This window comes from Dokdonia sp. MED134 (assembly GCF_000152925.2).
Taxonomy (GTDB): Bacteria; Bacteroidota; Bacteroidia; order Flavobacteriales; family Flavobacteriaceae; genus Dokdonia.
The window spans coordinates 1,664,560-1,685,920 of record NZ_CP009301.1; the positions used below are offsets into that span (position 1 = coordinate 1,664,560).

Sequence of the window (21,361 nt, forward strand, 5' to 3'; positions counted from 1 at the left end):
TTTTAATATTTTCAAGCTATTAAATACGAAAACCTACAACAAACACTGTGAGAAAAATCACTATTTACAATAAAAATATGAATTATCCTTAAAAAACATATATAATTAAGCTTTCTATTAACAAATACACACTTATATGTAATTTATATTAAATATTATTTATAATTTGGATATAAATTTAAAATCCAAATTATATGAAACAAAAACATCCATTCATCAAAATGGTTTATTTCTTGTTATTTTTAATTCCTTGTGCAATGATGGGACAATCTGTCGTTACTGGAGTTATAAGTGATGCGGGAAATAACCCAATTCCTTTTGTTAACGTCATTGAAAAAGGAACATCAAACGGAACCACATCAGATTTTGACGGAAATTATTCTATAACATTATCTGGCGACTCTGGAACATTAGAATTTACTTATTTAGGCTACGCAACTCAAGAAATTGCAGTTACTAGCTCACAAACACTTAATGTAACTCTTGAAGAATCTTCTGAATCACTAGATGAAGTTGTTATTTCTGGACTTGCGTCTTCTGTAAAAAGATCTAACGCAGCAAATGCAGTTGCATCAATCTCTGCCGAACAAATTACAGGCACAACACCACCACCTACACTAGACGGTGCACTTTATGGAAAATTTGCCGGAGCGCTAGTGAGTCAAAACTCTGGAGCACCTGGTGGAGGACTTTCTATAAAATTACGTGGAGCAACCTCTATACAAGGTAACACACAGCCATTATATATTATAGATGGTGTATATGTAGACAACTCTTCCATCTCTGCAGGTCTTAATGCAGTATCGGCAGCATCGGCTGGAGGTAGTGCTTCAAACCAAGACAACCCAACAAACAGAATAGCAGATATTAATCCAGATGATATACAAAACATTGAGATATTAAAAGGAGCCTCTGCTGCCGCAATATATGGATCTCGTGCTGCCGCCGGTGTTGTAATTATAACAACTAAGAAAGGTAAAGCAGGAGAAACACAGTTTAAATTTGGTCAATCCTTTGGATGGACGCAGGTAACTAAACTCTTAGGTTTACGTAACTACAATGAGCAACGTGTAGAAGATAGTTTTGGCGCAGACGCTGTACCGCTTTTTATAGCAGCTAGAGATGAGGGACGCCTAGTAGATTATGAAGAAGAAATTTTTGGCGAGAAAGGTCTTATAAGTAAAACCAACTTTAGTATGAGTGGTGGTGATACCAAAACTAGATTTTATGCTGGAGTAACACATAGTAATGAAAATGGTATCGTAAAAAATACTGGATATGAAAAAACCTCTCTTAGATTAAATTTAGATCACAGAGCAACAGACTTTTTAAAAGTATCTCTTAACACAAACTATATCAACTCAAAGTCTGATCGTGGTTTCTTTAACAATGATAACTCAGGGACAACTATTGGAGTTACATTAACAGGAACAACACCTTGGTTAGAATTATTTCCAGATGAAAATGGTGTATATCCAGACAACCCAGCTGGTGCTTCTAACCCGTTACAGACACGCGATAGAGTTACAAATAGAGAAACAGTAGATAGATTTATCATAGGAGCCTCTGCAAACCTTGATATTTTTAAGGCTGAAAAGTCAAGTCTAGAATTAATAATGCGTGGTGGACTTGACACCTATGGACAGAAGTCAAGAGCTATCTTCCCAAAAGACTTACAGTTTCAAAAACCAGCAAATGGTGGACAAAATGGCGTGGCCGTACAAGGAGATACACAAAATAGAAACTACAACCTTGCAGCTTTCTTAGTACACAACTACAGAACAGATAATGATCTATCTTTTAGAACTCAAGCTGGTATAACTCGCGAGTATTTTGACAGAAACACACAACTTATCACAGCAAGTGGCCTTGTAGCGTCTGAAACTAATGTTGATCAAGCGGCTAATACGGGTACTAACCAGTTTAGACTACTTCAAGAAGATGCAGGATTTTTTGTACAAGAAGAGATTAACTACCAAGACAAACTTATAGGAGCTATAGGCCTTAGAGGCGATAAGTCTTCAAATAATGGAGATGCAAATAAGTTAAACTATTACCCAAAAGCTTCCCTTGCTGCCAATATCAACAAGTTTGATTTTTGGAAAGAAGATGGCTTTATAAACAAACTTAAGCTTAGAACGGCTTATGGAGAAGCTGGTAACTTTGCTCCATTTGGCGCATTATTTACCTCATATACTTCATTTTCATCAGACGGGTTACTAGGCATAAGTCTAGTAGGTGTGCGTGGAGATGCTGGATTAAGCCCAGAACGCCAGAAGGAACTTGAATTTGGTACAGATATTACTTTCTTTAATAATAAGATAGATTTTTCTGCAACTTACTATATCAAAACCGTAGATGATTTAATTCTTAACTCTGCTCTCTCACCTTCTTCAGGTTTTACTAGCGAGTTTGTTAATGCAGGTGAATTACAAAATAAAGGTATTGAGCTATCTCTTAACAGTACTATCATCGAGTCAGAAAACTTCGTTTGGGACGCTAGTGTAAACTGGTTTAAAAACACTTCAAAAATCACTCGTCTTGATGTAGATCCTTTTAACGTAGGAGCTTTTGGAGCAACATTAGGAACCTTTAGAATCGAGGAAGGGTCAAGTGCTACGCAAATTGTAGGTATAGGTCCTAACCCTGGAGCAAATGGATTCCAGAAGTTTGGGGATTCTGAGCCAGATTTTCAAATGGCGCTTAACAACAGCCTTCAATACAAAGATTTTCAATTATCATTTTTATGGCAATGGAAGAAAGGTGGAGATAACATTAACTTAACCACACTTCTATCTGATCTTAATGGTACAAGTGCAGATTATGACGACTCTGGTTTAGATCCAACTGGTACGCTTGCAAATGGACCATACAGAATAAGTCAACTAGGATCATCTGCAGAGGTATTTGTAGAGGATGCATCTTACCTGAGATTACGTGAGGTAGGTTTATACTACACGCTTCCTTCTGCTACTTTAGATAACTTTTTAGGTGGTAATATAGACAACATAAAAGTTGGCTTTTCAGGTACTAACCTAATTAACATATTTGACTATAACAGTTATGATCCAGAAGTATCAAACTTTGGTGGTGGCGGTATCTTTACCGGTGTAGAGGTTACACCTTTCCCATCTTCTAAGCGATTCTTATTTAACCTAGCTGTAAACTTTTAATATAAAAAGATGAAAAAATATTTTATAAAAAGCCTACTCGCACTAAGTATTTGCGCCGGGTTTTATTCTTGTGAAGTTCAAGAATATTCAGATTTAAATAACCCTGAGGTTGATGCTTTTGCAGAAAACCTAACAAGGGGTGACTTACAAGATCTCGTAGGAGGGATTTTATACAGCTCAAGAGTTGGGCTTGGCACCTATTATGACGACTGTGGAGTTATAGGAAGAGAATACTATAGATTCTCAAGTTCTGACCCACGTTTTACTAGTGATTTACTAGGTGGTGAGAACTCTGTGCTAGACAATAACACATTTTATATCACAACACCTTGGTCAGCCCGCTATAGAACTGTAAAAAATGCAAATTTAATATTAAGTTTTCTCGATGCACAAGACCTCTCTGCCATATTTACAGACGAAGAGCTTAGCGCTACAAGAGGGTTTCTTAATACAATGATTGCTCACGAGCTACTGCTCAACCTTAATCTTACAGACGAAGGTGGTATACGCATAGATGTAGCAGATGAGACTAATTTAGGACCTATTGTTTCAAAAAGTGAAGCGTTAAGCTTTATAAAATCAACACTAGATGATGCTGCCTTAGACCTGAGTGCTGGTGGTGATGCCTTTCCTTTTGTACTTTCTTCTGGCTTTGGAGATTTTGATACTCCAGCAAGCTTTAGCCAAGTAAGTAACGCGCTTGCGGCACGTGTAGCTGCATATCAAGGCGATTTTGCTGGTGTACTATCATCTCTTGAAGATTCATTTTTAACACTAGATAATAATGAATTAGATTTAGGTGTTTATCACAACTTCACTCAAGACCAGACAGATATTCTTAACCCTATGTTTTTTGCTCTCAACTCATCTACTGCTGGCGCGCGTATCGCACAACCATCATTTATTACAGATGCTGAGACAGATGACCAACGTCTTGACAAAGTGGTGCTTAGAGAATCTGCTCTTACTCTAGATGGTCTTACTGGAGAGTATGATGTGTTTAGATATACTAGTAACGTAGACCCTATTCCAATCATACGTAAAGAAGAACTACTCCTATTATACGCAGAGGCAAACATTACCATTAATCCTATGGAAGCAGTTACAGCTTTAGATATCATACGTGAAAGCGCTGGACTGGATCCTTATGCTGGAGCTATGGATGCTGCTTCTCTTACAGATGAGATGCTTACACAACGCAGGTACTCACTCTATGCAGAAGGACACAGATGGATTGATGTACGTCGTTATAATCGTCTTGACGAGCTCCCTATAGACAGAGCAAATGATGATGTATTCTCTCAATTCCCAATACCGCTTACAGAACTTTAATATTAAGTTATTGAGCAATTCTAAAACACCCTACATATAGGGTGTTTTTTTATGCTTTCGCGAAAGCGTAATTACCCACAAAAAAAAGCGCACTCAGCTTATTGCCGAATGCGCTTTTCTACACTTAACTAACTAACAAATTATGCCGCTTCTGGCAGCTCTTTTTCTTCTTCTGCTGTTTCTTTACCACCTCGTATTTTATATTTAATACGATATACAATGTAATATAGCAATGGTACGATAATAAGAGTAAGGAAGGTAGCTATGATTAATCCGTAGATTACTGTCCACGCAAGTGGCCCCCAGAAAATCACGTTATCACCTCCTACATAAATCCCTGCATCAAACTCTTGGAACAATCCAAAGAAGTCAATGTTAATTCCTATCGCCAGAGGTATTAGACCAAGAACGGTTGTGATGGCAGTAAGCAATACTGGGCGTAAACGTGCACGACCTCCTTCTATAATCAATTCTTGCATTGTCTTTTTATCAAGCAATTGCTTGTCTTCAAGACCTAGCGCCACCTCTTTTCTATCTACTAATAACTGCGTGTAGTCTAGAAGGACCACCCCATTATTTACCACAATACCAGCAAGTGATATAATACCCATCATAGTCATTATTATAACGAAAGGCGCTCCACTTATAATAATACCTCCAAAAACTCCTATAAAGCTCAAGAAGATTGCAATCATAATAATCACTGGTTTTGATATAGAACTAAACTGGAAAATAAGTAAGAAGAAAATTAACGCAAGACCTCCAAAGAAGGCGCTTACTAAGAAGTTCATTTCTTTAGCTTGTTCTTCAATTTGCCCTGTGTAGTTTACCTTGATATCCTTAGGCACACCATCAAAGTTTTTCATCTCTTCTTGAATGGCTGCAACTACCACACCCGCATCTGTAAATCCAGCAGCAAGGTTAGAATATACCGTTACCACACGTTTTGAATCTCTGTGCTTAATCGCGCTAAAAGATGATGTGTTTTTTGTAGTAGTAACAGCACTCACCGGCACTTCTTTTACTTGCCCAGTTGCTGGGTCTCTAAACGTGATATTCTGATTAAATAAAGCAGATTTGTCATAACGTTGCTCTTCATTAAAGCGCACGTAAATGTCATAATCTTCTCCGTCTTTCTTATATACTCCAGCTTTATCACCAAAGATAGAACGACGTAGCTGCATACCTACTTGACCTGTTGCCACACCTAGCTCTCCAGCCTTCTGGCGATCTACGATGACCTCTGTACCTGGTTTACCTCTATTTACATTAATCTTAAGCTCATCTACACCTGGCACGTTACGGCTGTTGATGTAGTTACGCATTTGCTCTGCTGCGATGATGAGTTCTTGGTAATCTTTACCTTCTAGCTCGATGTTAATAGGATACCCTTGTGGTGGTCCTGCAGCATCTTTTTCTACTGTAATTACAACCCCTGGATACACACCTCTCACGGCATCTTGTACTTTAAAGCGCAGCTCTTCACTATCTGCCTCGTTACGGTACTTGTACTCACGCATTGTTGCCGTAATTTTTGCTTTATGCGGCATCTCGGCAGCACTACCGCCATCTGTTTGAGGATTACCTGCACCTTCACCTACTTGTGATACAGAAGTTTCTACAAGAGCATTGTAATCTTCGCCCTCGAGATATGCCTCGTCATTAAATACTTTAAAGACGCGCTGCTCTATTTCTTTAGTAATGGCATTTGTTTTCTCGATGGCTGTTCCTTCCGGATACTCGATATACACCGTAATCTGGTTAGGCTTATTATCTGGGAAGAACTCTATAGCGGTACGACCTGCTCCTATAGAACCTCCAAATGCCATAAAGGTTAAAATTAACAGTAGAAAAATACCTCCTACAAATGCAATAGGTCTGTAGCCTCTAATAGACCACCCTAAGAAGTTTTTGTACACCTTCTCAAGCCACGTAAGGAAACGCTGCTGAAAAACATCGGCGGCACCTTTAAGTAGGTATTTGTAGATCCACATAAAGATAATAGTCGCTAGCACTAGACTTCCTAGACCGCGTATGCTTCCGCCTAAAAATAATATCATTAACCCAATAGGCAACATTATGAGTGATGTGCGTATTAGAAATTTTCGCGAAAGCGCCTTCTCCTCTGTATTCATAAATTGTGATACGAGCATCGAGTTTATAAATATTGCCACAAATAATGATGAACCTAGTACCACAGATAATGTGATAGGGAAGTAAATCATAAACTGTCCCATAATACCTGGCCATAGTCCTAACGGCACAAAGGCTGCTACGGTTGTAAGTGTAGAAATGATAATAGGGAAAGCAATCTCTCCGATACCTTTTTTGGCTGCTTCTATGCGTCCCATACCTTCTTCATCCATAAGACGGTATACGTTTTCCACTACCACAATCCCGTTATCTACAAGCATACCTAGTCCCATAATGAGGGCAAAAAGTATCATCGTATTCATCGTATAACCCATTAAATTAAGGATCATAAAACTCATAAACATAGACATAGGGATCGCAAAACCTACAAAGAGTGCATTTTTAAACCCTAAGAAAAACATAAGCACCCCTACTACAAGTATAATCCCGAAGATGATATTGTTTACTAAGTCATTTACTTGGTTTTCTGTTTTGGCACTCTGGTCATTTGCCGTACGTACGACTACATCTGGAGGAAAGACCTCTGCTGTGGCGTTTTCGATAATCTCGTTGATTTGCTCAACAGCTTCAATCATATTTTCGCCAGAACGTTTCTTTACATCTAGCATTACTACTGTCTCGCTTATCTCCTCATCATCTACGGTGTCTCCATCATAAAGCGTAAGGTCACGTGCATAAGTAGTTTTATCTTCTTCTGTAAATGATACAGTGGCGATATCCTTTAGGTATATCGCTCCATTTTCTGATTTGATCACAAAGTCTTCAAGCTCTTCTGGGCTTTGAATCTCTCCAATAACGCGTATGTTACGACGCTGCCCACTGCTTATAAGGTTACCTGCAGAGAGGGTCATATTCTCATTGCCTATAGAAGCAAGTATGTCGTTAAAACTTACTTGAGCAGCAATCATTTTATACACATCTACCGCTACTTCTACCTCGCGTTCTTGAGCACCACGTATGGTAGCTTCCTTGATTTCTTTAAGACTCTCTATCTCGTCTTGTAGGTACTCTGCATACTCCTTGAGTTTTATAGTAGGGTAGTTACCAGATACGTTTACATTAAGAATAGGTGTCTCTTCTGAGATACTTAGGTCAAAAACATTAGGCTCTACCTTAGCGTTGTTAAACGTAGGCCAGTCCTCATTTGCAGTTTCTGAGTCTACCTCATCCTTAACACGTTGCTTTGCAACTTGTACATCTACGCCTTCTTTAAACTCTACTGTGATGATCGCATAATCTTCTTGTGAGGTAGATAATACTTCTACCACATCAGAAAGATTCTGCAGTTTATCTTCTAGAGGATCTACTATGAGACGTTCTATATCTTCGGCAGTGTTACCTGGGTAAGGTGCAGAGATATAAATTTTAGTCTCATTAATTTCTGGAAAGTTCTCACGAGCCATCCCTAGGTAGGCTCCCATCCCTAAGGCAAGAAACAGTGCCATAAGAACGTAAATAATCGTAGGATTATCTATCGCCCAACTTGAAATCGCAAACTCCTTGTTTACATTTTTCTTTTTCTTATCTGTCATCGCTTAGTATGTTAAGATTTTTACTGGCTGGTTATCTTTTACAGATCTCGCACCTTCTACAATGATTTTATCTCCTACTTCTAGACCAGATAGTACTTCTATGTTAGGTCCTTGAGATTTACCTGTAGTGATAATCTTTTGTTGTGCTACCATTTCGTCCGCTTTCGCGAAAGCGGTATACACAAATTGCTCACCAGCTGCATTTTCATTAATCACATTGAGAGGGATTAAAATTGCACTTTCTGCCGTGTAATCGTTGATAGAAAGTCTCGCTGTAAGATTAGGTTTTACCTTTCCATCCTTATTAGGAACATCTACTTCTATTGCAAAACTTCTGTTTGATGGCTTGATATAATTACCCGTCTGGCGCACGGTAGTCTCTACCGACTCTCCTAGTACTGGAAACTCTACTTTTACCTTTTTACCAGCAGTTACTGTAGGCAGGTAGCTTTCTGGAATCTCTGCTGCTACATACATATTATCAAGATTTACGATTCTGAATAGTGCCATACCTGGAGCGACCACTGTACCTTGGTCTGTAATCACCTCATCTATTACTCCAGAAAATGGAGCTGTAACCGTTGTTTTACCCAGCTGACTTTTAATCTGGCTCACCATATTTTGTGATGACTCATATTGTGTTTTTGCCTGTAGGTATTGTATTTCTGACCCTATTTTTTGATCCCAAAGACGTTGCTGGCGCTCAAAAGTAGTTTTTGCAAGTGCTAGTTGAGATTCCATTTGTGCTACTTGACTGCTTAGACCACCGTCATCTATACGAGCCAGTGTTTGCCCTTTACGCACGCGCTGTCCTTCTTTTACAACTACACGAGATAAGGTACCTTGATACTCTGGGTAGATGAGTACATTTTGCTTAGTCTCTACATTACCTTGCACCTCTATAAAGTGATTAAACAAGGTGTCTTTTACCGTCATTGTGGTAATAAGAACCTCTTTTTTCTCTCTAGGATTCTTTTCTTCTAGCACCTTTTCTATTTGTGCTAGTTGATCATTTGTCGCTGCGACATCTGCCTTAAGTGATTCTTGTTTTGCCTGTAACTCCTCTACAGATCCAGACTCTAGAAGGGCTTCTACAGATTTCTCGTTACTGTCTCCACCGCAAGAGGCTAGCGCGATACTTAAGATGGCAAGTGTGATATATTTTTTCATCATTGTAATATTACTGATTGGTACTATTTGGATTTTCTTTTTAAAAACTAGTTGTTTGTATAGTTAGGCACATTAAGAATAGTCTCTAGCTCTGCTTTTGTTGTTACAATTTGTAGCATTGCCTGTATTAATTCTTGCTGCACTTGGTAAAGCTGTGTTTGTGCTTGTCTTAAATCAAAACTCGTACTAAGCCCTTCTCTAAACTTTACTTGGTTTTTATTTTCAATGCGCTCTGCAAGTTTGATGTTTTCTAGCGCAGTGTTGTAGTTATCTATCGCAAGCTCGTGATCACTTTTTGCAGATGCATAAGCAAGTTTTATCTGTTGCTCTGTCTCCTCTCTTTGAGTTGCTGCTTGATCTAGCGCAATCTCAGCCTGCGCTGTTCTTGCATTACGCATACCAGAACTAAAAATAGGGATGTTGAGTGTAAAACCTGTGATAGACTGTGCAAACCACTTCTCATCACTATCAAAAAAGTTAAACTCGTTACGTCCTGCAAAGGTTCCTACGTTTATAAATGCTCCTAGTGTAGGTAAGGCCTTGCTCTTTTCTAGCTTAAGCTCTAGTGCTCTTTGCTCATTAAGATTATTTACAATCTTATAGTCTACATTTTGCTCAATGTTAACCGTATCATTAAGTAATCCTAGTGCTGGAACAGCAAGTGACTCTAGACTATCTTTAAGAACCGTCTCCTCATCTACGCCTAAACCTATTGCGAGGTTAAACATTTGCTTTGCAATCACCACCATACGCTTTGCATTTGCACGCTGGTTTTGAAGTGATAAATAAGTGATTTGTAACTGCTCTACATCTTCCTCTTCTGCAAAACCATTTTCAAAAATGAGTTTTGTTTCCTTAAGGTTATCTTCTAGGTTTGCAATGTTTCGATCTAAAATAGCTACACTTTCTTGTGCAAGTAACACACCGCCGTAAGCGTTTATCACTCCTTTGCGCACTTCAAGTTGTGTTTTTTCATTTGCATTTTTAGAATAGTCTAGAAACGTCTTTGCTGCTTGTAGACCTACAAGGTATGATCCATCAAAAATAAGCTGACTCAATGTTGCGGTCGCGGTAGCATTTTGCTGTGTTCCAAAAACTACGGGTATAAAAGTACCTGGCTCTCCTCCAGTAAACTCGGCTGGTATAAGCTGTGTAGGCTGCTTGATTTGATAATTATAATCTAGACTTGCGCTTACCTGTGGTAACCCACTCGCTGTGGTCTCCCACTTTTGCTTTATTGCCTTTGCGATATCACGACGGCTATTTATTGCTGTGTAGTTGCTATCTAGAGCAAAAGTCACAGCCTCTTCTACAGTAAAACTTCTGGTCTGTGCGGTCACACCTACACTAGCAAGAAGCATTACAGCTATATATAATCTCTGTATCATTAGTTATGGTTAGATTTAATAAGTTTATTTAAAATTTTTCTACCCTTAGGGGTTACAATACCGCGTATGTGATACTCTAAATACATATCGTGCAAGTCTCCTACAGGAAAAGCAGATCTAGGGAAAATCGTCTCATCTTTAATACCCGTCATACCGGTGAAGTAAATGTTTACCACAAACGGTACACTTATTTCACTAATAAAAAGTCCTTGCTCTATACCTCTAAGTACATTTGTAGTCACACAGCTTTGCATATAGTCATACTGACTCTTGCGTAATTCTTGATGTATTTTTGGATAATATTTTTGGAGTTGATACATAGAAGAGGTGCGCTCACCATTTATATGCTCAAGAACATATTTTTTAATATCATAAAGCTCTTCTATAGGATTCATCTCACGCGCGCATATCCCATCTATACCTCCACACACAGAATTAAACATATCAAGTGCGCAAGCAGAGACAATAGCCTCCTTATTAGCATAATAACTGTATACCGTCTTTTTAGACATTCCCATCTCACGGGCAATATCATCCATAGTAATGCTCTTAAATCCTTGATTTAAAAACAGTTCGGTGGCGGTTTTTAATAATTGTTCTTTCATAGTCAAGGCGCAAAGATACGTAGGAAACTTTTTAAGTTTTTTAAGTTTCCGTTAACTTTAGTTAAAATTTAACAACTGTAAGTTTTTACTGTGCGCTTTCGCGAAAGCGTAATAGGGCATAATCTCCTTTTATCACTTATTTTTACAAAAAATTGCCATTTATGCACAGCATACCAGAATACACATCTATATTTTTAGAATATCTCAACAAGCACGCGCTAGAGAAGGAACCTAAAAATCTTTATGAGCCTATTAACTACATCTTACAGCTAGGTGGTAAAAGATTGCGTCCGGTACTTACACTTATGGCGTGTGAGCTTTTTGAAAAAGACTATAAGGATGCACTAGATGCAGCACTGGCAGTAGAGATTTTTCATAACTTCTCTCTAGTGCACGATGATATTATGGATGATGCACCCTTGAGACGCGGGGAAGAAACGGTGCACGAGAAGTGGGATATTAACACGGGTATTCTTTCTGGTGATGCAATGCTTATACGTGCCTACCAGCTTTTTGAAAATTATGAGGGAGCCACCTTTAAGGAGCTGGCAAAACTGTTTTCAAAAACAGCTATAGAGGTTTGTGAGGGGCAACAGTATGATGTAGATTTTGAGACGCGTGACGATGTGACCATCCCAGAATATATGAAGATGATTGAGTATAAAACTGCTGTTCTCGTAGGTGCTGCACTTAAAATGGGAGCTATTGTAGCTGGCGCATCAAAGAGTTGTCAAGAAGGTATTTATAACTACGGGCGTGATCTTGGACTGGCTTTTCAACTACAAGATGATTATCTAGACGCCTTTGGCGATCCAGAGAGTTTTGGAAAGCAAGTAGGTGGCGATATTATAGAAAACAAAAAAACATTTTTATACCTCACTGCCCTAGCAAATTCTAACAAGGATGATGCACAACAGCTAGAGCACTTTTTCTCTATCTCACCGGCAGATCCTACAGATAAAATAGAGACGGTAAAGCAACAATTTCTGGACTCAGGCGCCGCAAAAGCAACCGAAGAAGAAATAGCTAAGTATACTCAAAAGGCGTTTACCGCACTTGATAATGTAGATATATCAGAAGATAAAAAGGAAACACTCAGGCTTTTTGGGCAAGGACTTATGAAGCGCACATACTAGCGAGCATACCCCATTTACAAGCAGTCCCCACGTAAACTTTTAACTAAGAGTTTATTATGGCACTCCGTTTGCTTAAATTTACGAGAACTAATCAATGTTACTCGTGAAGTACTTTCTATTTATTTTATTAGCTGCAATGAGCTTGTCTAGCTGTGCTCAAACTACCTGGCATAGTGAGCAACTTGCGATAGATGACTCGTTACAGATTGCCGTCATACAAATACCAGAAAATAGAAAGCTATCACAAACAGAGGTTTTCTCACTGGGCAATGATTCATACACGCTTACCCTTCATAGCACAGACTCCATATACAGCACAACTCACACCCTCAAGCTTAATAACAACACCTATAAAGCTTACATAACATCCCTACCGCTTATTACTATAAACGCCTCGCAAGAAATTGTAAATGAGCCTAAACGTATGAGTCGCATTGGGTATGCAGATGAGGAGATCACATTTACAAGTTATGCCGGTATTGAGCTACGAGGTAGCAGTTCGCTTGTTTTTAAGAAGAAAACCTATGACCTCAACTTTTACAAAGACAGTCTAGGTTTTGAAAACCAAGACTACAAGCTAGCTGGAATGCGCTCTGATGATGACTGGATTCTGGATGGACTTTATAACGAGCCCTTACGTATGCGCTCTTTTATCTCACTTAATCTCTGGAATGATATCTACACACCACATTATTTAGATAAAGAACCTAAGGCAAAGGCTGGTGCGACCGCCGCTTATAGTGAGGTGTTTATAAATGGTCGCTACAAAGGTCTTTTCTTACTGCAGGAGCAGGTAGATCGCAAGTTAGTTAAGATAAAGAAAAACAAGGGTGATACCGTACGTGGTGAGATTTTTCAAGGAGCACGCTACCTGGGTGCCAGTTCCTTTGACTCTATACCTCCTGCAAAGAATTTTTTAGCCAGTTGGGGTGGTTATGATATAAAATACCCATCGCCTTCTAATGCGCCTTGGGACAATGTATATCCTTTTACAGACTTTGTGGTTAATAGTGATGATGACGCTTTCGCGAAAGCGATCTCAAAACAATTTGTACTTGATAATGCTATAGATTACTTCTTATATATAAATGCCCTACGTGCACCAGATAATCTAGGAAAAAATCTCTACCTGATACGTTATGATGCTGGAGCGCCCTACTTTTATGCTCCTTGGGATCTGGACGGAACACTAGGCACCATCTACAGCGGAAAGCGTATTAATACCACAAACGACTTTTTAAGCAACGGACTATTAAGAAGGCTTATCGCCACAGATGCAGATGATTTTATTGCACGTTTTCAAGCGCGATGGCTCACCTTACGACAAGGAGTTTTAAGCGAAGAGCAGTTGCTCAAAAAACAAATGGATACCTATAAGCTACTAAAAGAACAGCAAGTATACGAGAGAGAAGCGCTCGTATGGGACACTTTTATTTATGAGGAAGAAGGTATTACGTATATGCAAGAATGGACAAAAAAGCGCCTTGCCTTTTTGGACAAATACATTAGTGATTTAAAATAACAAGCGGCTGTAAAACTAAGCAGTAAAAGTGTTAATCACCTTCAAAAAGTCTTCGCGGTTTTTTACAAAATCAAGATCTGAGATGTCTATAATCTTTACATTAAGATTATGCTGTCCCTTTATAAAATCTAGATACCCTTGATTGATTTTTTCTAGATACTCTGGAGCAATACTTTTCTCATAACTACGGCCACGCTTCTTTATATTTTTAAGCAAACGCTCCGTGTTTTGATATAAGTACACATACAAGTCTGGTTGTGGCATATCCTTATACATCATCTCGTGGAGACGCTTGTACAGCACATACTCTTCTTCTTGTAATGTAACTTGTGCAAAGATGAGCGATTTATATCGATCATAATCTGCACACATAAAGTCTTTAAACAAATCAAACTGACCAATATCATCAAGCAATTGCTGATAGCGATCTGCCAGAAAAGACATTTCTAGAGGGAAGGCAAACCTATCTGGGTCTTTGTAAAATTTAGGTAAAAATGCATTGTCTTTAAATCGCTCTAAAATGAGCTTTGCATTAAACTCCTCAGAGATCATTGTAGCGAGACTTGTTTTACCAGCGCCTATATTACCTTCTATCGCTATATAATTGTAACCACCTAGATCTATACTGTCTTGTGGCTTCTTGAGCCACTTTGCTTGCTTTGTTAATGAGCTATCATCTTCACAGGCTTCTAGCAGCTCTGTAAAAGACTTATTAAAAACAGGAGCTACACCTTCTGCACTTATATCTACGAGCGGCTGCAATACAAAACGACGCTTGAGCATATGCTCGTGCGGTATGGTTAATCGCTCTGTTTGCTTAACAACATCGTCATATAGTAATATGTCTATATCGATATATCGTGATTGATATCCTTCTCCCTCTGTTTTATCTCTACCTAGTAACTTTTCTATAGCTTGCGTTGCATCTAAGAGCTTACTTGCAGATAGTGATGTTTCCATCTTTACAGCACAGTTATGAAAATCTGCTCCCTCAAAACCCCAAGCTGGGCTTTGATACACTGGTGAGATTTTGCGCACACGACCTACACGCTCAAAAAGCAATTGAATTGCATTATTGAGTGCCTCGTACGTATTACCTTGATTACTGCCTAATGATAAGTATATAGTATGCAATGAGATAGCTGTTCTAAGTTGGGCTTAAGATTTCACAACAAATTAAGGAAATCAAAATCACAATGCCCTAATTTTGAAATTGAAGTTATTAAGAAAATGAATCAAAACTCTAGTCACTTAAACTCAAAGGACTTACAGCTAGCCTATCGCATCTATTTTACACTAGGTGCTCTTTTTATATGTGCCCTGGTGGTATCTAACCTTATATTTCAAAAATTCTTTAGTTGGGACTTTTTGGGCATTTATACTTTTGAGATTTCTGTAGGGATACTTCCCTACCCTATCACCTTTCTTATTACAGATATTGTAAGCGAGATTTACGGGAGAAAAAAAGCAAACCAGATGGTCACTGCTGGCATTTTTGCCTCTCTATTTTCGTTACTCATCGTTTATGTGGCAAAAGTAGTTCCTGCTACGAGCTGGTCGCCTGTAAGTGATAGTCTCTTTACCACCGTATTTGGCGCTACGGCGCTGGCGGTTTTTGCAAGTATGATGGCATACTTACTTGCACAATATGTAGATATACACATTTATCATTTTTGGAAACGAGTAACCAAGGGCAAACACCTCTGGCTCAGAAATAACTTCTCCACCTTTTTATCACAATTTATAGATACGGCAAGTGTGCTTTTGCTCTTGTGCGCCTTTGGATTAATAGAATGGAATTTATTTGGCGGACTATTATTAGGTGGATTCTTATTTAAAATTCTCGTAGCGGCATTCGACACACCGTTCCTTTATCTAGGTGTATGGTTATTTAAGAAACGTTTTAACCTTGAAGAAGGAGAAGAAATTAAGCTCCCTGTTTAAACAAGTATATTCACACTAAGGCAGATAGTAAAAGACAACATTAGAAAACAACAAATGAAAAAGATATTTAAAATTATAGGCATTGTAGTTCTTGTACTTGTTATCGTGCTGGCTGCTTCTCCATTTTTGTTTAGAGGAAAACTAGAAGACCTCCTCAAGGAAACCATAAACAATAACCTCAACGCTCAAGTAGAATGGTCGTCTCTGGACTTAAGCCTCTTTAGGAGTTTTCCTGATGCTACGGTTATAGTAAATGATTTTAAGGTAGTAAACAACGCACCATTTGCTGGTGACACACTTGCGAGTGGTAAAGAAATACGCATTGAGATGGGCGTTACCCAGCTCTTTAAAAACACAGCAGATGAGCCTATTGCTATAGATGCACTATCACTTCTAGAAGCAAACGTACACGTACAAGTAGACTCCTTAGGTAATGCAAATTATGATATTGTAAAAGAGACACCAACTACGGAGACTACTACTGAGGAGAGCTCAGAACCTTTTGTTTTTAACTTACAAGAGTACAGCCTCATAGACTCAAAAATAATTTATGACGATCGCTCTACACAAACCCACTTAGAACTTACAGAGGTAAACCACACGGGTTCTGGAGATTTTTCGGCTATTGAGAGTGAACTAGATACAAAGACCCACGCTGTAGTATCTTTTGATTATGGCGGCACACATTACTTAGACGGGCACGACCTAGACCTCGAGGCTGTAATCCAAATGGAGCTAGAAAAACAGAAGTATACTTTTAAAGAAAACTTAGCCAAAATAAACGAACTCCCACTAGAGTTTAATGGTTTTATAGAGCTTCTAGAAGATGGCAATCTTATGGACTTATCATTTAAAACGCCTTCATCAGATTTTAAGAACTTTCTAGCCCTAATCCCTAAGGAATATAGAGCAAATCTCGATGGGGTGGAGACGAGTGGCGATTTTCGCGTAAGCGGAATTATAAAAGGGAAAACAACTGAGACTAACATCCCAAATCTTGATATTGAGATTGTGTCTAACAATGCTTCTTTTAAGTATCCTGATCTCCCTAAAAGAATGAACAACATCAATATAGATGTAAAGATTAAAAATGATACCGGCATTACAGAACTTACTTATATCGAAATAAACGACTTACGTTTTAAGATTGACCAAGACACCTTTACGGCAAAGGGAACACTTAAAAACTTGATGGGTAATATGCTTGTTAATCTTGACCTAGATGGTGCGCTAGACTTAGGTAACATTGACAAGGTGTATCCTCTTAATCTAGACCAGCCACTGCAAGGTAGACTGGTAGCAGATGTGGTGACGAGTTTTGATATGAACGCTGTGGAGAAGCAACAGTATCAAAATATAAAAAGCTCTGGTAATGCTACACTTAGTGACTTCACTTATAGCACTCCAGAACTGCCTAATCCCATTGCTATACAAAATGCAGATGTGAGTTTTAAAACCGGCAATATTGCACTTAACTCATTTGCCGCAACAAGTGGAACTTCAGACATAAATGCAACGGGATCTATAGAAAACCTCATCCCTTTTGTGATGTCTAAGGAAGATTTAAAAGGACGTTTTGATGTGACCTCAAAGGTGTTTAATCTAGATGATTTTGCAACCAGCACTGCTACTACAACAGGCACTTCACCAGCCAGTGCAGGCGAGAGTGATACCGCTGTACAAATTCCAGATTTTCTAGATGCCTCTGTAAACTTTAATGCCGCAAAGGTAATTTATGATGGGCTAGAACTTAGTAATACAAAGGGTAGCGTGACCATTGCAAATGAGCAGGCATCATTAAGCAATCTTAACTCTGGTATCTTTGGCGGTGCGGCAGGACTCTCTGGATCTGTCACCACACGCGATGGTGCTCCTACTTTTAATATGACTGTAGACTTGAGCAGTATAGATATAGACCGCTCTTTTAAGGAACTCGAGATGTTGCAAGGACTTGCTCCTATCGCAAAGGCACTACAAGGCGCGCTCAATACCAAAATACAATTGCAGGGACAGCTGGATGACAACTTCAGCCCTATACTTAGCACTATTTCTGGAGATGCCTTTGCAGAGATTTTGACCGCAGATGTAGATGCAGATAAAATGCCGCTTCTTAATCTTCTATCGCAAAAACTTGATTTTATAAATCTTGACAACCTGAAACTAGACAAGCTCAAAACGAGCCTTACGTTTAATGATGGTCAGGTGGCTGTAAAGCCTTTTGATTTTAACGTAAAAGGAATTAATGTAAAGGTAAGCGGTGGACATAGCTTTACAAACGAGATGAACTACACCCTCAACCTTGATCTCCCTGCAAAATATCTAGGCGGAGACGTGAGCGGCTTACTCTCAAAACTCACAGATGCCGAAAAAGAGAACATCCATATAGACGTTCCTGTTTCCCTTTCGGGAAATTTTATTGCGCCTAAGGTAGACCTTAACTTAAAAGCAGCTACAACAGCGCTTACTAACCAGATTATAGAGATCCAGAAGCAACGCGCAAAAGACAAAGTAGAAGATAAACTTACTGATGTATTAGGAGGTCTATTAGGTGGAAACAAAACAACACCAAACACTACTGCGACAGATAGCACAACTACTGACACACAAACTCCTCAAAACACCACCACAACCCCAAAAGCTGAAGACGCCATTAAAGATGTTACCACGGGAATATTAGGTGGTCTCTTTGGAAAAAAGAAAACAACAAAAGAAACAGTGAAGGATACGGTTAATTAATTAACCGTTTTTATAACGCTCATTTTCTAACCTATTTTCGAGACTATTGTATTCCTTAGGAGTTTCTGCACTCTCTATAACTTGAACACTAGATTGCTCTACTGTCTCTGGTGGGGCTACATATCCAGGAGCTCTTTTTACAAAGGTTTCCTTTACTCGTTCTGACATAATAAAGTATGGAATCCAAACAGCACACCTAAAAATAGCCTTAATAATTTCTTTAAGTGACTCTTGATTTTCTTCTGGAGTAAACATATCTGAAGCAAGCGCATTTGCTGCAACACTATCTAAAATTAAGAAAGCAAGTGTGCCAGCATATAGAATAATCATTAACCTAGGAACAATTGTCCTTCTCTTAAAGAACAATATAATTACCACAAAACTATATACGATAAGCGCTACATTAATAATCATCTCTATGGCGATGAGTATGATCATTGGCTTTCCTGTTAAGCCTTCAGAATTCCATAGAGCAGACCAAGTATAGGCATCAAAATATCCGTCTTCAGAAAGTATTTGCACTAAAATAACGATAGGAGTAAAAACAAGACCTATTGCAATAAGTATGAGCCAGCCTCCTATATTTTTCCCTTGTGTATCCTTAACCTGAGCAGGAACATCATATTCGTAATAAAGTCTATAAGCTCCATACCCAAACAACATCAAGCTAATTACTAGTAGGAAAATAGCGATATAACTTAGTCCTGAAGTTTCTATCGCAGAGGCTGCTTCTAGGTCATAAGTAACAAAATAAGAAAGATCATCTTGAACCTTACTATGATCAGATATATACTTACGCACGTCACCAGCCTCAACAAAATCTTTCTTTCTAGAGTAATTATGAGTTACTAGTAGTTTGTTTCCAAAATGGCTTGCTTGCTGTTCATACTTAAAATATGAGCTTTCGATCGTATTTTTATAGTCTTCAAATTCCCAAGGCTCCGGTAAGTTAACTGTGATATTAAACTCAATATCTAATGGATAATTTATAGCATATGGCGCCGTGCGCTCTGGTGATGTAGTAGGGTTTACATAACTCTCTAATAATAACGGATAGGTCTCTATATATATAAGCTCTTCATTATCTGGTGACTTTGCCCAGATAGAATCTATAACGTAAGACTCTCTTACTATAAACTCATTACGAGTATTTCTTAAATCCTCTACCTCAAGGTCATCTCCCTTTTTTATATTAGGATATAATGTACTGTAAAATCGCAGGTAGTCTTTTTGAATTGAAGCATTACTACGCTGGTCAAAATCTGCACGTAATCTATCTGCATCACTCCCTTTATATGTAGTTACAACGGTTAATGCTCCAGACCCATTAATCTCATCTACATCATATATCTCACTTATAGCAACCCCTCCTGTTGGCTTAAAATCAATTTGAGTCAGCCCTTTTTCTCCAGGTTTTAAAACGAGCCCCTTCTCATAATTTGGAAAAAATTTACCCTTTGCTCCTGTACCCTGATTTGAGATTGTGGGATCGATATAATAATCTTCACCGTCTAGATTATAGGTAACAACACAATGGTCAAAGAGATTAGGCGTAGGGAGTTTATCACCTATACTCTTTCCTGCAGTACTGTTTACCAGCATAGGGTATGCCTCAATGCCATTTGCTTGCAGCAACTCACTTAGCAAAAATGACTTCCCTTTACAATCTCCAAATCGTTGCTCAAGCACCTTAAGTGGTGACTCTGGTTTATGAGAATTCATCCCATTTTCGAAACCAAAATACCTAACATCATCTTGTACAAAATCTATAAGAGTATTTGCAATCTCCTCCTTAGAAGGAGCAAGATCTTTGGTCTCACTTTTGATATTTTGATCTGACAGTCGTTTTAATCGTTTTTTATCTGCGGCACTTAATGTGTAGATCTCTTTATACTGATTTACAATACTCTCCCACGATTCATAATTTACAAATTGCACAAAACCATAATCATCATACCACATAGGCTCGTTAGTATCATAAAACTTAGGTGCAACATCTTCTAGCGTCCATTCGTAAACCTTGCTATTACCTGAAATACTTTCTGCTGGCTTAGGCGCATTATTGAAGTATTTAAACTTAAAAGAGTCATTATTAGGCACAGTCACCGTAAAGTGTAGTTTACCTACAGGGGCTGCATATTGAAAATAAAGACTGCTACTATATCCTCCTTCATAAATAGGATTCTCTCCAGCTATAGAGTATGCATAGTCTATCACATCGCCCTCTCGCACATCTGTAAGATTTACAAGACTTGTAAGTCTCCCGTCATATAGATTCTTTTCTAGATTAGACTCTCTTTGTATAGTCTCAATCTTATTAAGATTAAGTTGAGAGATACGCTCCCCATTGCGTATTATATCAATTTTATGAAAAATGAGCTTCTCATAAGATGGGTCAAATTCAAATGTTAGATTAGACATTTGAGTTATGCCCTCTCCATTTATAATTTTAACTACAGAGTTACTATATCTAGTTTTATTTACAGCATTAAGCTGCTTATCATATAGAAGATAGTAGTAGCCACTTTCTGCTTCTTCATTTTCAATATTCTCCTTATAGTCAACTTTATTTACCCACGATGGGATTTGTTTTATACTAGGATTTTGAGAATAGAGTGTTGTAAAAAAAAGAACGAATAGTAAACGTAAAATATGCTTCAAAGCTTGAT

General features: G+C 38.4%; 12 protein-coding genes. 6 read left to right on the forward strand and 6 right to left on the reverse strand.

The window, feature by feature from the left end:
• Positions 1 to 194 precede the first annotated feature (194 nt).
• Positions 195 to 3,173, forward strand: coding sequence for a SusC/RagA family TonB-linked outer membrane protein (locus MED134_RS07370; protein ID WP_038597439.1), 2,979 nt, complete (start codon positions 195 to 197; stop codon positions 3,171 to 3,173).
• A gap of 9 nt (positions 3,174 to 3,182) precedes the next feature.
• Positions 3,183 to 4,505, forward strand: coding sequence for a RagB/SusD family nutrient uptake outer membrane protein (locus MED134_RS07375; protein ID WP_038597442.1), 1,323 nt, complete (start codon positions 3,183 to 3,185; stop codon positions 4,503 to 4,505).
• A 140-nt stretch (positions 4,506 to 4,645) separates the two neighbouring features.
• Here MED134_RS07375 and MED134_RS07380 read toward each other — a convergent pair whose 3' ends face one another.
• From MED134_RS07380 to MED134_RS07395, 4 genes are read right to left on the reverse strand one after another with little or no spacing between them, the layout of a single operon-like run.
• On the reverse strand, positions 4,646 to 8,191 hold the full coding sequence (locus MED134_RS07380) for an efflux RND transporter permease subunit (protein ID WP_038597445.1): 3,546 nt from the start codon (positions 8,189 to 8,191) through the stop codon (positions 4,646 to 4,648).
• A 3-nt stretch (positions 8,192 to 8,194) separates the two neighbouring features.
• Entirely contained in the window at positions 8,195 to 9,361 is a 1,167-nt protein-coding gene (locus MED134_RS07385) for an efflux RND transporter periplasmic adaptor subunit (protein WP_038597449.1), read from the reverse strand.
• Between the two features lie 47 nt (positions 9,362 to 9,408).
• Positions 9,409 to 10,749: a TolC family protein gene (locus MED134_RS07390; protein ID WP_038597452.1), complete on the reverse strand. Its 1,341-nt coding sequence runs from the start codon at positions 10,747 to 10,749 to the stop codon at positions 9,409 to 9,411.
• Positions 10,749 to 11,354: a TetR/AcrR family transcriptional regulator gene (locus MED134_RS07395; RefSeq protein WP_038597455.1), complete on the reverse strand. Its 606-nt coding sequence runs from the start codon at positions 11,352 to 11,354 to the stop codon at positions 10,749 to 10,751. Before MED134_RS07395 ends, MED134_RS07390 begins: the two co-directional genes overlap by 1 nt.
• 161 nt (positions 11,355 to 11,515) lie before the next feature.
• On the opposite strand from MED134_RS07395, the gene MED134_RS07400 reads away from it, so the two are divergent.
• On the forward strand, positions 11,516 to 12,490 hold the full coding sequence (locus MED134_RS07400; RefSeq protein WP_035325748.1) for a polyprenyl synthetase family protein: 975 nt from the start codon (positions 11,516 to 11,518) through the stop codon (positions 12,488 to 12,490).
• A 136-nt stretch (positions 12,491 to 12,626) separates the two neighbouring features.
• Positions 12,627 to 14,012 (forward strand): CotH kinase family protein, encoded by a 1,386-nt coding sequence (locus tag MED134_RS07405; protein WP_158407702.1) that lies wholly within the window; start codon positions 12,627 to 12,629, stop codon positions 14,010 to 14,012.
• A 15-nt stretch (positions 14,013 to 14,027) separates the two neighbouring features.
• On the opposite strand, the gene folK is transcribed toward MED134_RS07405, so the two are convergent.
• Positions 14,028 to 15,146, reverse strand: coding sequence for a 2-amino-4-hydroxy-6-hydroxymethyldihydropteridine diphosphokinase (gene folK, locus MED134_RS07410; protein WP_038597461.1), 1,119 nt, complete (start codon positions 15,144 to 15,146; stop codon positions 14,028 to 14,030).
• A 96-nt stretch (positions 15,147 to 15,242) separates the two neighbouring features.
• Here folK and MED134_RS07415 point away from each other — a divergent pair, with 96 nt between their 5' ends.
• Both MED134_RS07415 and MED134_RS07420 read left to right on the forward strand, forming a co-directional pair.
• Positions 15,243 to 15,956 carry a queuosine precursor transporter gene (locus tag MED134_RS07415; RefSeq protein ID WP_038597464.1) on the forward strand — a complete coding sequence of 238 codons (714 nt, stop codon included), beginning with the start codon at positions 15,243 to 15,245 and terminating at the stop codon, positions 15,954 to 15,956.
• Positions 15,957 to 16,010: 54 nt separating this feature from the next.
• The gene (locus MED134_RS07420; RefSeq protein ID WP_038597467.1) at positions 16,011 to 18,692 is read left to right on the forward strand and encodes an AsmA-like C-terminal region-containing protein; all 2,682 of its coding nucleotides are present in this window, start codon (positions 16,011 to 16,013) and stop codon (positions 18,690 to 18,692) included.
• Here the strand turns inward: MED134_RS07420 and MED134_RS07425 are convergent, their stop codons facing one another.
• Positions 18,693 to 21,353 (reverse strand): DUF3857 domain-containing protein, encoded by a 2,661-nt coding sequence (locus MED134_RS07425; protein WP_038597470.1) that lies wholly within the window; start codon positions 21,351 to 21,353, stop codon positions 18,693 to 18,695.
• Between the last annotated feature and the right edge of the window lie 8 nt (positions 21,354 to 21,361).

Excerpts from the sequence above, each read along its gene's own strand:
- MED134_RS07370 (WP_038597439.1), top strand. The coding sequence starts at position 195 with ATGAAACAAAAACATCCATTCATCAAAATGGTTTATTTCTTGTTATTT.
- MED134_RS07375 (WP_038597442.1), top strand. The coding sequence starts at position 3,183 with ATGAAAAAATATTTTATAAAAAGCCTACTCGCACTAAGTATTTGCGCC.
- MED134_RS07380 (WP_038597445.1), bottom strand. The coding sequence starts at position 8,191 with ATGACAGATAAGAAAAAGAAAAATGTAAACAAGGAGTTTGCGATTTCA.
- MED134_RS07385 (WP_038597449.1), bottom strand. The coding sequence starts at position 9,361 with ATGAAAAAATATATCACACTTGCCATCTTAAGTATCGCGCTAGCCTCT.
- MED134_RS07390 (WP_038597452.1), bottom strand. The coding sequence starts at position 10,749 with ATGATACAGAGATTATATATAGCTGTAATGCTTCTTGCTAGTGTAGGT.
- MED134_RS07395 (WP_038597455.1), bottom strand. The coding sequence starts at position 11,354 with ATGAAAGAACAATTATTAAAAACCGCCACCGAACTGTTTTTAAATCAA.
- MED134_RS07400 (WP_035325748.1), top strand. The coding sequence starts at position 11,516 with ATGCACAGCATACCAGAATACACATCTATATTTTTAGAATATCTCAAC.
- MED134_RS07405 (WP_158407702.1), top strand. The coding sequence starts at position 12,627 with ATGAGCTTGTCTAGCTGTGCTCAAACTACCTGGCATAGTGAGCAACTT.
- MED134_RS07415 (WP_038597464.1), top strand. The coding sequence starts at position 15,243 with ATGAATCAAAACTCTAGTCACTTAAACTCAAAGGACTTACAGCTAGCC.
- MED134_RS07420 (WP_038597467.1), top strand. The coding sequence starts at position 16,011 with ATGAAAAAGATATTTAAAATTATAGGCATTGTAGTTCTTGTACTTGTT.